Raw genomic sequence first — 12539 nt, 5'->3', positions numbered from 1 at the left:
CCATGGGCACCACACCCGGAAATGCGGGCGTCAGCATTCGCGACGTCTCCAAGAAGTTCGCCGTTCGTGGCAGGGAGGTCCTGGCGCTCTCCGGAGTGAATCTGGAGGTCCCGCTCGGAGGATTCCTGTCGCTGCTGGGCCCAAGCGGTTGCGGCAAGTCCACGATGCTGCGCATCTTGGCGGACCTGGACGAACCGACCAATGGCCAGGTCCTTGTTCACGGCGAAGCTCCCTCGGTCGCCCGGAAGAACCACCATCTCGGCATCGCTTTCCAGGATGCGGCGCTATTGCCATGGCGCACGGTGGAAGAAAACATCAAGCTTCCCATCCAGGCGGCCGGTCGAAAGCCGGAAGAAAATGACCTGCGGGACATTATCTCGCTCGTCGGCCTGACCGGCTTTGAGAAGGCAAAGCCCGCACAGTTGTCCGGCGGAATGCGTCAGCGGGTTGCAATCGCCAGAGCGCTCATTCACGAGCCCCAGGTCCTGCTGTTGGATGAGCCTTTCGGTGCCTTGGACGAAATGACCAGGCAAAGGCTGAACCTTGAGTTGCTCCGGGTATGGACGGCGCGCAGGACCACGACGGTACTGGTCACGCACTCGATCGCCGAGGCTGTCTTCCTTTCCGACTCTGTGGCCGTAATGGCACCACGTCCCGGACACGTCGTCGAGAAGATTGACATCGATCTGCCAAGGCCCCGTACCCCCGACATGCTGCGCTCACCCGAGTTCCATAAGATCGCCGACCGGCTGAGTGGACTTCTTTTCACGGGAGAGTCCAGCCCGCGCGGGGACCGGCATGCCGCCAAAGTCGACGCCTGATGCCGTCAGTGCTCTTAGCGAAAGGAACCTCGTGGCAACATCCAGTGCTGTAAGCACGTCCGCGCCGGCGCCCGCGCGCCAGCCCCCTGCGTCCAGGCTAAAGAACCGCTTGAGAGGCTGGTTGCCGCCGATGGCGGGGCTTGCCGCGCTGCTCGTGGGTTGGGAACTCATCGCGCGAACTATCGCGGCGGGTAAGCACATCGTGCCGACCGTACAGGACGTAGTTGGCACCATGGTCGCCGACGGCTTCTATTTTGACGGTGTGATGACCACCCTTGGGGAAGCGGGCCGTGGATTCTTTTGGGGAAACCTCGCAGCGCTGGGTGTTGCCGCCGTTTGCCTGCTCTTGCCTCGATTGAAGAACATCTTGACGCGGCTGGCAATGGCCACGTATTCCACTCCTACCATTGCCATCGCGCCGCTGTTGATCGTGCTGTCTTCCCCGGACGGGGCGAAGGTCAGCATGGCGGGGCTGTCAGTGTTCTTCCCGACACTGCTCGGGGCACTGGTGGGCCTGGAGGGCGGGCCCAAGTCAGCCTTGGAATTCGTCCACGTCTCTGGTGGATCCCGGGCATTTGCTCTGGCACGTGTACGCGTTCGCGCGGCGGTGCCTGAAATAGCCGCCGCGCTCAGCCTGGCTGCACCTGCTGCGGTGGTTGGCGCCATGATCGGGGAGTATCTTGGCGGGGACCAGGGACTCGGCGTCGTCATGGTGCAGGCTCAGCAGTCACTGAACGAGGCACGGGCCTGGGCGGTAGCGGTCGAGGCGACGGCTCTTTCCACCGTAACTTACCTTTTGATCGGTGCAATCGCCCACCGTCTCGCGTACACCGCTACATCGACAGAATTCGGCATCTCCGCGACGGTCCGGTCGAAGGGCACCAAGCAGGTGACTTTGGCTGTCGGGCGTACGATTGCGTCCCTCGTGGCGGTGGTTCTTCTGTGGTTCGCACTGGTGCGCGGGTCAGGCCTTGACCCTTACCTCGCCAAGACTCCAGACCAGGTATGGACGTATCTCACCGCCGGCCCGGATGCGGCGGCAAATCGAGGCGTGATCTTCTCCGGGTTGGCAAAGACACTGAGCGACGCCTCCATCGGCTATGTTGCCGGCACCGTCGCAGCGCTCATTGCGGCAGTTATCTTCCTCAACTCTTCACTGGTCGAGGGCATGTTCCTGCCGGTGGTCATGACCATCCGTGCCGTACCGCTTGTCGCAATGACTCCCATCATCGCCCTCGTCTTCGGGCGGGGCGTCATGACGGTGGCAGTGCTCGCCGGCGCGGTCACCTTCGTGCCGACGCTGGTGATCGTCTTGGCGGCGTTACGCGCTGTGCCGAAACCCGCAACCGAGTTGATGCACGTATATGCCGTCGGCTGGGTTCGCTCGCTCTTCAGCGTCCGTTTGGCCTACGCCATTCCAGCCCTGGCCGCGAGCGCCCGGGTGGCGATTCCGGGCTCCATTCTTGGCGCCGTCCTCGTTGAGATCCTGGCAACAGGCGATGGGATTGGCTACACGGTCGCGACCAGCATTGGAAATTCCGAATATGTGACCCTGTGGACTGCATTGGCGGTCCTCAGCGGGGTTACGGCGCTGCTGTACATGCTGCTATCGCGCGTGGAGTCGGCGCTGCTGACACGTATCACCCAGTAATCAAGGCCCTTGAACAGTGGATGCATGTCGATGTTTTGCGCGACAACTGAGGGACCGCAGCGGTCCGCGCCGGCAGCATCCGCCGAATTAATGTCACGGTCCCGAACGGAAGGATTCAAATGAACAGGCATTCCGAAGCGGTCCGCGAGGACGATCTTGAAGAGGGGCGCTGGAAACACCCGACTCCGGTCACGGCTGAACTCGCGTCCACTTGGGTCGACAAGGGTCGGCGTCTTTCGATCCCGATGCTTGAACTGGCCGGACCTGTAGCGGACCCGGCGACCGTTGTTCCCCAGGTTGTTGAAAAGGAAAGTGAGCGGCTGTACGGGAACTTCATGCTCGCTTGGCTCGATAACAGCAGCGAGCCACGGGTAGTGAACCACCTTCCCGACGCAGCGTTTTTTCTGCAATTGCTGGACCTCACCTATGGGCCTGTCTTCGAATTGCGTCCCGAGCTCCGGAGCCTCTTGAGTGGTACGAGTCGGCCCGAAATGTCTTTGACCAACGACGTTCTCCAGATTCAGCTGGGCACAGTCCAAGGGAACTACAGCATGATCCGGCACCACGCCCTCATGTTGTTCTACGCGGCCCTGTGGCTGGATGAGCCCGAACGGTCCGGATGGTTTGACCTCTACGACCAATTAGTGACCTACGTAGACGGGCGCCCGGAAGGGCGGCCGAGCCTGGAACAGATCGGCCTCACGGAAAGCGGCGCCTTTGAGGATTTCGCGGCGCTCTCCGGGCGAACACTGACGGCTCCGGAGGCTCGGCAGCTGTTGAACGATCCTGAAGCACTGAAACGGATCATTGACTACCAGTTGTATGCCGCTGTGGCGATTGGCCTGCTGTGGCGCGAGTATCGCGCCCTCCCCGAGGACCTGCGGGAAGGATGGCACCGTGAGCAGCTGTCCAGGGGCTACGTCAGCCCGGATTATCTGGAGGACAACTGGCTGAACAAAGAGTAATCCTCCACCGCCCGGCAAACTAAAGACTCGAAAGAGAGAACAGAGCATGACCGAACTACAGCTCATCATCAAAAATGCACGCCTTAACACGGACGACCAGGAACTGTACAACATCGGAGTCCGGGACGGAGTCATCGTCGCCCTCACCGGCCAGGCGGAGGACCTCGGCACTGCCGCCGAGACGTTGGATGCCGCCGGCCGCTGGGTGATACCAGGTGCCATCGACACTCACTCCCACATTAACCAGCGGGCTCCGGAATACAATGACCTGCCGGGCTTCGGCCCTGACGACAACTTCGCGGTGGAATCCAAGGGAGCACTCGCGGGTGGGTGCACCACAGCCTTGAACTACGCGCAATTCGGACTGGGCTCAATGCTGGAGGCATACCGTGAGGGTCTCCGCGCGGCCGGTCAGCAGAGCATGATGAACGTCCTCTTCCATGGCTACGTCATGAACATGGAACAGGTCGCTGAGATCCCGCAGGCGGTCGCCGAAGGCGTCACAACATTCAAGTTGTTCATGCCCTATCGCGGCGAAGAGGCAGCCGCCCTGGGCGGCATCGGCAGCCTCAACCACGCCCAAATGAGAATGGCCTTCCGCGAGATTGCTCGGCACGGGGTACAGGCGCTGGTGCACGCCGAGGACGGTGACATCGTTGATCACTGCATGCAACACGAGATTTCGACGGGAATGACCTCGCTGGCCTCATGGGAACGGTCCCGGCCAACCGAGGCCGAAGGCGACGCCGCGTGGACCGCCCTCTACCTGGCCGAAAAGGCGAACTGTCCGGTCACGATTGTCCACGTCTCGAGCCTCGAGGCGATCCGCGCTCGACGGGCCGCGGGCTATAGCGATGCCGCACTCGAGTCCTGCGTGCACTACATGCTCCTGACAACCAGCTCCGGCATTGGCCCGGAGGGCAAAGTAGCCCCTCCCCTTCGCGACCCCGAACTGGCAGCTGCAATCACGGACGCCGTGTTGAACGGCGAGATCGACTTCTTTGGCTCGGACCACAATGTCTGGCCGAGTGCCGCGAAAACCGACTGGGTGACTGCCCGCCCCGGATTGCCGGGCATCGCTTTGATGCTTCCCCTGTTGCTCACTCACCTTGTTTATGAGCACGGGATGAGCATGGAGCGTGCTATCGAGCTCACGTCCACGAATGCGGCACGCCGATTCAACCTGCCAAACAAGGGCCATGTCTCCATTGGAGCCGACGCGGACCTGGTCATTCTCGACGAGGGTGAACGGGTGGTTCGGGCGAATGAACTGCACTCAGCCGTGGATTACTCGCCCTACGACGGATACGTCCTCAAGACCTGGCCCTCCGCCACGGTTGTTGGCGGAACAGTGGTCTTCAGGGACGGCGTTTTCCCCAACGAAGATTTCCGTGGAGAAATCATCAACGACCGGTTCCGGAGGGATGTGGCTGGAGTCCAGGGGCCCGACGCCGATTTGGTCGGGAGCATTGGTTAATCGATGACAAATGATTCGCAGATCATCAGTACCGTCACATTTCCTGACAAGGAACTGCTGGCGGCTTTGGAACCATTGCCGGAAGGGATGCGGGGAACGGTGTGGGACCTTCGCAGTGCGCCCGTCGGAGTTGACCTCGACGACGTCGATGCGGTCGTTCTGCCGTATATCAACGCCGCTGAGGTGCTTGGGGAACTAGGCCGTGTGCCCCATCTCAAACTCGTCCAGACGCAATCCACCGGTTACGACGGTGTGCGTGAGGCAGTGGGTGAGACAGTTGCCGTCGCATCGGCCAGCGGCGTCCACGCGGCTGCTACGGCCGAATTGGCGATCGGGCTCATCCTGGCGTCGCTTCGTGGCATCGACGCTGCAGTGCGCGACCAACAAGAGGGTGCATGGCGGCCGCAGCGGCATCTCTCGCTCGCGGACCGTAAAATCCTACTCGTTGGAGTCGGAGGAATCGGCAGGGAAATTGCCCGCCGTCTGCAGCCTTTCGAGGTTGAACTGACCCGGGTCGGTAGTTCCGCCCGGGACGATGCCGACGGCCACATTCACGGCGCGCAGGAACTCGTTGCGTTGGCTGCCACGGCGGAAGTCATGGTTGTGATCACTCCTTTGACTGAGCAGACCCACCACTTGATCAACGCCCACGTCCTTGCCGCGCTGCCTGCAGGCGCTCTCGTTGTCAACGTTGCACGCGGGGCGGTCGTCGACTCCGACGCCCTGACGGCGGAAGTGGTGAAGGGCAGACTCAAGTGTGCCATCGATGTCTTCGATCCTGAGCCGATACCGGCCGATCACCCCTTGTGGACTGCCGAGAATGCCTTGATCACCCCGCATATTGGCGGAAACACTTCAGCGTTCTACCCGAGAGTGGTCAAGCTCCTTAAGAAGCAGATGGAGGCGTTCGCGCGGGGCAAGGTCCCGGACAACCTAGTACAGCGCGGACCTTTCGCGTAACGGAGAACTCTAAGTACTAGCAAACGCTTTAGGAAATGGACACGAAAAATGAATGCTGTTCCCCGGAAAGTCGCCGTGATCGGACTGGGAATCATGGGCCTGCCGATGGCCGTCAACCTGCTCAAGGCCGGCCATCAAGTCACGGGATTCAACCGCAGCCAGGGTAAGATCGACCAGTTGGTCAGTGCCGGGGGCGCCGGCGCTCCCGGCACCGCCGAAGCCGTCAAGGACGCCGACGTCATCATCACGATGGTGCCGGACTCCCAGGACGTCGAGGCGGTCGTCAGCGGCCCGGACGGCGTCTTTGCCAATGCCCAAAGGGGTGCCTACTGGGTTGACTGCAGCACCATCCGACCCGATGTCAGCGTCCAGTTGGCCGCGGCGGCGCAGAAAGCCGGCATCAAGGCTCTGGATGCCCCTGTTTCCGGCGGCGAGACAGGCGCCGTCGAAGGCAATCTCTCCATCATGGTCGGCGGCGAAACCGCCGACGTCGACGCCGTTCGGCCGGTTCTTGAGGCCATTGGCAGCACCGTGGTTCACGTTGGTCCGTCCGGCTCCGGGCAGACTGTGAAGGCGACCAACCAGCTTATCGTTGCGGGCACCATTGAGCTGCTGGCCGAGGCACTGGTCTTCCTTGAGGCGCACTCGGTAGACACTCAGGCCGCCATCAAGGTTCTCGCCGGTGGTCTGGCCGGCAGCCGGGTTCTGGACCGCAAGGCCACCTCGATGATCGCCCGCAAATTCGAGCCGGGCTTCCGCGTGGATCTGCATCACAAAGACCTGGGCATTGTCACCGCCGCAGCCCGCGAGGCCGGCGTCGCCATCCCGCTGGGTGCCATGGCGGCGCAGTTGATGGGGGCGGTGCGCGCCCAGGGGCACGGTTCCTTGGATCATTCAGCCCTGATGCTCCTCGTTGAGGGGCTGTCCGGCCGCTCCGCTGGTTGAACACCCGGCCGTCCATCTTCTCCTGGCAGAAAAGTGCCGCTCCAGAATCAATCCTGGAGCGGCACTTCGTTAGCGAGGTTGCGGGAAACAGTGGACTTCTATGTCCGTGGAATCCGGATGACGGCCGGACCCACGCGCTCGGCTAAGAGCTGTACATGAAGCGTGCGGCCGTCATGGGTGATGGTAGCGCCCGAGCCTTCAACGGTGGCATCTTCCAGGCGCACTCCAGTGGGTGCCAAATCGGTTGCCGTCGTGCTTTCATCGAGGGAATCGACGAAAGCGACGATTTCGGTTCCGCGGTCAATCCAACGGATCCAGGGTTCGTCCGCGGGCACGGCAACGGCGGGATCCAACGGAGTGGCGCCAACCAGATACTGTTTTCCGGTGGCCATCCAGGCACCCAGCTCCGTGAGGGACTGACGTTGGATCGCCGGGATGGTGCCATCCGCCTTCGGCCCCACATTGAGCAGAAAGCGTCCACCGCGCGAAACAACGTCGACCAGCTGGCGGGCAAGCTGTTTGCCGGTCAGCGACTGTTCCGCTCCTTCAACTTGGTTGTACCCGAACGAGAAGCCTATGCCCCGGCAGTTCTCCCACGCGTCAAACGACTCTGCATCCTTGTGGGCTTCGTACTCGCTGGTGCCGTAGTCCTGGTGCGTGGCACTGCCCCACCGGTCGTTGACTACGCCCGTCGGACAGGCGGCATAAAACTCCTTGAACAGTGTGCCCAGACCGCCCGGTCCAAAGTGCTTCCCGGCGTCGGGCCATTCGATGTCATTCCAGAGGATTTCCGGCCGGTACCGCTCAATCAGGTCGGCCACGTGGTCGTAGGCGTATTGGGCGTACTCGGGGTCCCTCGGCCGGTCGGTGTCGTGGACGCTGTCCGAGCTCATATGCGGCGGGAAGGGGCGGACGTGCCAGTCCAGTCCTCCGGAGTAGTAGAGGCCCAAGTGCATGCCCCGTTCTTTGACCGCGCCGGCAATGGCGCCAATCAGGTCCCGCTTCGGGCCGCGGTGCACCACGTTGCGTCCGTTCGTTCCCGGCGCATCCCATAGGCCGATGCCATCATGGTGTTTGGTGGTTGGTATTACGTAGTCGGCGCCGGCTTCCTTGAACAATTCGGCCCAGCTGGCAGGGTCAAAATTTTCGGCGTGCCACTGGTCAAGCAACTCGTCGTAGGGAATGCCGCCATGTAGTTCCCGATGGTGCTTCTGTGCCGGGCTTCCATCAATTCGGATGGTGTTCATGTACCACTCGGCGTAGGCATTGTGCGTGAACCACTCGCGTGGGTCCTTTATGGTTCCCAGGGCGCCAATGGGTTCGGCCCAAGCCGGGACTGAGTAGGCTCCCCAATGGATGAAGATACCGAAGGGTGCGTTGCGGAACCATTCGGGCAGCTCCCTTTTTAGCTGGGCCCATTCTTCCGGGGCAGCTGGCTGGGTTTCTGTGGACGTGCTGGGCTGAGACATCAGACTCCGATTCGTTGTTGGTGAGACAGTGAGCAAACTTCTTTACGTCTTGGGGGCGGACCCGGGCGGGCTCAGCGGCCTCCCAAGCCGCCCATACTGATGCCCTTGACGAGTTGTTTCTGCAGGACGATGACGACGACCAGGCTAGGCAGCACGGCCAGTGTGGACGCTGCCATGAGGGGGCCCCAGTCGGTGCCCCGTTCGCCGGAGAACATTGACAGGCCGAGCGGGATAGTGCCCTGGGTGTTGTCATTAATCACAATCAGGGGCCATAGGAAACTGCCCCAGTAGTCAATGAAACTGAAGACGCCGACGACGGCGAGCGGGGCCTGCACGAGTGGGAGGATGATGCTCCACAGGATGCGGAAGGAACCTGCGCCGTCGATGCGGGCGGCTTCCTCGTAGTCCAGTGGCAGGGTCAGCAGGAATTGGCGGATCAGAAAAGCTCCGAAGGCGCCGAAGGCGAACGGCACGATCAAGGCAACCAGTGAGTTCACCAGGCCCAGCTTGTTCATCATGATGTACAGAGGGATGACGAGTACCTCATGCGGCAGTACGAGAGTGCCGAGGAATAGCAGGAAGAGCCTGTCCCGAAAGCGGAACCGGAACCGTGCGAAGGCATAAGCGGAGAGCAGTGAAACGGTCGTGGTCAGCAGGGCCCCGGCGAGAGCCACAATGAAGCTGTTCACGATGATCCGGCCGAAGGGGATGACCGTCCATGCCGTGTTGTAGTTCGACCACTCCAGGTGTGATCCCAGGAAACTGGCACCGGTGGAAAAGACTTCCTCGGTGGATTTCAAGGATGTTGCCAGCATCCAGATGAACGGGAAAATGAATCCCAGGGCGACGACGATCATTGCGGTCCGGCTGACGATCCGCCCTCTGCGTCCTCGGCTACGATCGCGCTTGCCCGTGTGGGGGGCGGTTCGTGTCAGGGTGTCAGTTGTCATAGTTGACCCACCTCTTTTGCTGGGAAAATTGCAGGGCCGTGATCAGCATGACGATCACGAACAGGATCCAGGCCAGCGACGAGGCATAGCCCATCTTGTCGAAGGAGAAGCCGTTGCGGTACAGGTAGAGCACGATGGTGTTCGTCGACTCCCCCGGGCCACCAAGGGTAAGCAGGTACGGCTGGGTGAAGACCTTGAAGGAGCCGATGATCGTCATGACGGTGCAGAAGAACAGCGTCGGTGACAGCATGGGGAAGACAATCCGGTAGAAACGCTGCCATGGCCCCGCACCATCGATCGTCGCGGCTTCGAGCAGGCCAGGTGAGATGTTACTCAGCCCCGCTCCCAGGACGAAGATGTTGTAGCCGATCCCCTGCCATAGCGACATAGCGATCAGGGAAGCCATGGCAAGGTTGCTGTCACTGAGCCATGACGGTCCGTGTATGCCCATTCCTGCCAGTCCCGAGTTCACAACACCGTTGTCACTAAGCATCAACCGCCAAACCAACGCATTGGCCGTCATCGGCGTAACAACGGGAATGAAGAACAACACCCGGAAAAAGGGCCCCCATTTGCCAATGTGATGCAACCAGGTGGCAAGTCCGAGGGAAATCCCGAGGTTTAGAACCGTGTAGCAGACAGCAAAGACGAGCGTGTTTCGCAGCACGGTCCAAAAGACCGGATCCGAACTGAAAAGCGATGCGTAGTTGTCAAAACCCACAAACTCCGGTTCCCCGAACAGGGGCCACTTGTACAAGCTGATAACCAACGACGCGACCAACGGGATGATGATGAAAATGAGGAATCCGAGCATCCCCGGGGCGAGATACAGAGCTGCCAGCCGACCCTGTGCGCGGCTTTGGATTCGTTCGGGCGGAGCGGCTGGCGCTGCGGCCACGGCTTCGCTGTTTACTTCAGGCAGAACAATCATGAAATGGACCTAACGCATCATGGATGGACCAGGGCGGTTGGCTATGCCGGCCCGCGGTAACCCGCAGGGCCGGCATGTCACCTATTTCGCGGAATTCGCAACGCTATTCAGGATGGTTTCGGCGGATTTCGTGCCACGGAATCCCTCAACCGAGTACTGGGTGAACAGGGTTTCGACCTGGTTCCAGTTCTTCGTTGTCTGCAGCGGCTTGCCGTTCTTGAGTAGTGTTTCGATGGTGGAAACATCAGCGGCGGGTTTAGTTCCAGCCCAAGCCTTCATCGCAGCCTGAAGCGTGGGTACGTTTCCGTGGCCTGCACCTACCGCCCCGATAACGTCGGCGGTGGTGATCTTCATGATGTTCGCGAATGCGGCTTCCTTATCCTGGCAGGAAGCAGCAATGCCGAAGCCTGAACCCTGGATCATGGAAATCGGGTTCCCGGAGGTGGACGGAATAACGGCAACTCCGACCGTGCCCTTGGTTTTGGTGGTGAATGTCTGGTACATCCAGGGGCCTCCGAAGGTCATTGCCGCTTGACCGCTCATGAACTGCTGCTGCGAGACGTCCACAACGTCGGACGCCTGCGGGGCTTGCGCAACGTGTTCCTTGTTGACCAGGTCAAAGGTGAACTGCACGTCTTTGACGAAGTCGGGGTTGGTGATATCCAGATTGCCGTCCTTGACGGGATAGTGTCCGTCCGCGAATGCCAAGGCCGGAGCCGGGCCGTTAACGAACTGCGGCGGGAGCGAGAGCCCGTAAACGCCGTTCCTGGTCAGTGCCTTCGCATCGGAGATGAACTGCGCCCGGGTGTAGTTCTCGCTCGGATACTTCAGCCCGGCAGCCTGGAACAGGTCCTTGTTGTAGTAGAGAACAAAAGGCGCTGCATCGTAAGGTATCGCCCGGAGCTTACCGTCGACGGTCATGCCCTGAATCATCGCCTGGTTGTACTTGGAGGGGTCGATATTGTTTTTCTTCGCCAAGTCATCCAGCGGCGCCAGCAGGTCTTTTAGCTCCTGCGCCCGGGCCCCCTGGGTGGTAATGATGCACGGCGCGCCCGGGCTGGCCTCACGGGTTTTGACCTTGGTCCAGTAGTCGGGGAAGCTGGGTCCCTCAAGGGTGAGGTTGAAGCCGGGATCAGTTTTCTTCGCTGCGTCAATGAATGATTGCCATTGTGAGCGGTCATTTTCGTTGGAGATCCAGGTATACATGGCCGAGGCGGCAGAACTTGCTCCGGGGCCGCTGGCTGCAGCTCCGCTCGAGCCACAGCCAGCCAAGGTGAGAGCCGCAACAGCCGAGAAGGCGATAGCGCTGACAGTGCGGCCAGCGGGGAGGTTTCGCGACACTGGGAAAACCTTTCAGTAGAACAGAGAAGGGTCGCCGCACAGCGCTGCATTCGAAAACGTCTTCAGCAAACATCTTCTGCGTTGCGTGACGGGGGTCTCATCAGAATGCAGTGCACATTATGGGAAGTCAAGGTTGTTTTGCGATATTCATCAGATCTTTGTTGATTGAGTGGGCCGGAATGAGGCATCTTAGCGGTCAAATCTGAGGCGGCAGGCATATACATCTGATGTATTGTCGGGTTCAGCTGGGCGGCGCTCCCCCGGTCGCGGCTGTGCCCCCGGTTCAGATTTCAGGCGCCTCAGCATCGGCCAGGGCGCCAGGCGGGATGTCACGCACATAGTCTTCGACGGCATACAGGTGGCTTGCCATGCGGACTCGGGCGCGTTCGGGATCGTGCAGCCGCAGGGCGGCGAGTATTTCCAGATGTTCCCGGTGGGTGTCCCTCAGGCCGGGTTTGTCGTGGGTAGAGCGCCACATTCGGCCGCGGAGAGTCCGCCCCGACAACGCCTCGATCAGAGCCGACAGGACCCGGTTTCCCGAGGCCTCGGCGATGAGGCGATGGAACTCCATATCGGCTTTCAGGGCCGTTTCGTGGTCCGTTGGATCCGCATTGATCGCAGTGTGGGCCACCGTGAGAAGTGCTTCCGCCCGTTCCAGTTCCTCTTGCGAGATCCTCCGCGCGGCAGCGCCGGCAGCCTCCGTCTCCAGGGACCGTCGGACGGCGTGGACCTCTCCCGCTTGTTCACCTTCCTGCAGGCTGACCCAGAACTCCATGGCAGACAGGAGTTCCGCGGGCTCGAGCTGAGTGACGAAAGTACCCGCCCCCTGGCGGGTTTCAATAATTCCCATGGTTGACAGGGCGCGGATGCCCTCGCGCAGCGAGCCACGGGAGACCTCGAGCGATGCCGCCAGGTCCTTCTCAACCGGTAGCCGCTCGCCGGGAACCAGCCGCCCGCTCGAAAGCATCTGCTTGATCCCGCTGATGACCACCTCGGTCTGGGACATCGGCGCAGTTGTCATCTCGGTGA

11 protein-coding genes are annotated in these 12539 nt (G+C 61.1%); 6 read left to right on the top strand and 5 right to left on the bottom strand.

All coding sequences use genetic code 11. The annotated features are described in order from the left end of the window. Window positions 1–2: 2 nt before the first annotated feature. The 6 genes from AB0O52_RS08185 to AB0O52_RS08160 all read left to right on the top strand — a co-directional run bounded on the left by AB0O52_RS08185 (window position 3) and on the right by AB0O52_RS08160 (window position 6819). Window positions 3–821, top strand: a complete 819-nt coding sequence (locus AB0O52_RS08185; protein WP_364535930.1) for an ABC transporter ATP-binding protein — start codon at window positions 3–5, stop codon at window positions 819–821. Window positions 822–852: 31 nt separating this feature from the next. Beyond that, window positions 853–2472, top strand: a complete 1620-nt coding sequence (locus tag AB0O52_RS08180) for an ABC transporter permease subunit (protein WP_364535927.1) — start codon at window positions 853–855, stop codon at window positions 2470–2472. A gap of 119 nt (window positions 2473–2591) precedes the next feature. Continuing rightward, complete coding sequence (locus tag AB0O52_RS08175; protein ID WP_364535924.1) at window positions 2592–3437, top strand: hypothetical protein; 846 nt, start codon at window positions 2592–2594, stop codon at window positions 3435–3437. A gap of 46 nt (window positions 3438–3483) precedes the next feature. Continuing rightward, window positions 3484–4914, top strand: a complete 1431-nt coding sequence (locus AB0O52_RS08170; protein WP_364535921.1) for an amidohydrolase family protein — start codon at window positions 3484–3486, stop codon at window positions 4912–4914. A 3-nt stretch (window positions 4915–4917) separates the two neighbouring features. Continuing rightward, window positions 4918–5874, top strand: coding sequence for a 2-hydroxyacid dehydrogenase (locus AB0O52_RS08165; RefSeq protein ID WP_364535918.1), 957 nt, complete (start codon window positions 4918–4920; stop codon window positions 5872–5874). 48 nt (window positions 5875–5922) lie between these two features. After that, entirely contained in the window at window positions 5923–6819 is an 897-nt protein-coding gene (locus AB0O52_RS08160) for a 2-hydroxy-3-oxopropionate reductase (RefSeq protein WP_364535915.1), read from the top strand. 98 nt (window positions 6820–6917) lie between these two features. Here the strand turns inward: AB0O52_RS08160 and AB0O52_RS08155 are convergent, their stop codons facing one another. From AB0O52_RS08155 to AB0O52_RS08135, 5 genes are all read right to left on the bottom strand, one after another. After that, window positions 6918–8288, bottom strand: a complete 1371-nt coding sequence (locus AB0O52_RS08155) for an alpha-L-fucosidase (protein WP_364535912.1) — start codon at window positions 8286–8288, stop codon at window positions 6918–6920. 71 nt (window positions 8289–8359) lie between these two features. Continuing rightward, on the bottom strand, window positions 8360–9238 hold the full coding sequence (locus tag AB0O52_RS08150; protein WP_364535909.1) for a carbohydrate ABC transporter permease: 879 nt from the start codon (window positions 9236–9238) through the stop codon (window positions 8360–8362). Beyond that, window positions 9228–10169, bottom strand: a complete 942-nt coding sequence (locus tag AB0O52_RS08145; protein ID WP_364535906.1) for a sugar ABC transporter permease — start codon at window positions 10167–10169, stop codon at window positions 9228–9230. Before AB0O52_RS08145 ends, AB0O52_RS08150 begins: the two co-directional genes overlap by 11 nt. Before the next feature lie 81 nt (window positions 10170–10250). Further along, the gene (locus AB0O52_RS08140) at window positions 10251–11510 is read right to left on the bottom strand and encodes a sugar ABC transporter substrate-binding protein (protein WP_364535903.1); all 1260 of its coding nucleotides are present in this window, start codon (window positions 11508–11510) and stop codon (window positions 10251–10253) included. 283 nt (window positions 11511–11793) lie between these two features. Beyond that, window positions 11794–12531, bottom strand: a complete 738-nt coding sequence (locus AB0O52_RS08135) for a FadR/GntR family transcriptional regulator (RefSeq protein ID WP_364535900.1) — start codon at window positions 12529–12531, stop codon at window positions 11794–11796. Window positions 12532–12539: the final 8 nt, after the last annotated feature.

It is taken from the genome of Arthrobacter sp. NPDC080073 (assembly GCF_040686575.1).
GTDB lineage: Bacteria > Actinomycetota > Actinomycetes > Actinomycetales > Micrococcaceae > Arthrobacter.
This window is presented reverse-complemented; position numbering and strand designations above follow the sequence as displayed.

Bases quoted from the DNA above. Each gene is read 5' to 3' on its own strand.
- AB0O52_RS08185 (WP_364535930.1), top strand. From the start codon at position 3: ATGGGCACCACACCCGGAAATGCGGGCGTCAGCATTCGCGACGTCTCC.
- AB0O52_RS08175 (WP_364535924.1), top strand. From the start codon at position 2,592: ATGAACAGGCATTCCGAAGCGGTCCGCGAGGACGATCTTGAAGAGGGG.
- AB0O52_RS08170 (WP_364535921.1), top strand. From the start codon at position 3,484: ATGACCGAACTACAGCTCATCATCAAAAATGCACGCCTTAACACGGAC.
- AB0O52_RS08165 (WP_364535918.1), top strand. From the start codon at position 4,918: ATGACAAATGATTCGCAGATCATCAGTACCGTCACATTTCCTGACAAG.
- AB0O52_RS08160 (WP_364535915.1), top strand. From the start codon at position 5,923: ATGAATGCTGTTCCCCGGAAAGTCGCCGTGATCGGACTGGGAATCATG.
- AB0O52_RS08155 (WP_364535912.1), bottom strand. From the start codon at position 8,288: ATGTCTCAGCCCAGCACGTCCACAGAAACCCAGCCAGCTGCCCCGGAA.
- AB0O52_RS08150 (WP_364535909.1), bottom strand. From the start codon at position 9,238: ATGACAACTGACACCCTGACACGAACCGCCCCCCACACGGGCAAGCGC.
- AB0O52_RS08145 (WP_364535906.1), bottom strand. From the start codon at position 10,169: ATGATTGTTCTGCCTGAAGTAAACAGCGAAGCCGTGGCCGCAGCGCCA.
- AB0O52_RS08135 (WP_364535900.1), bottom strand. From the start codon at position 12,531: ATGACAACTGCGCCGATGTCCCAGACCGAGGTGGTCATCAGCGGGATC.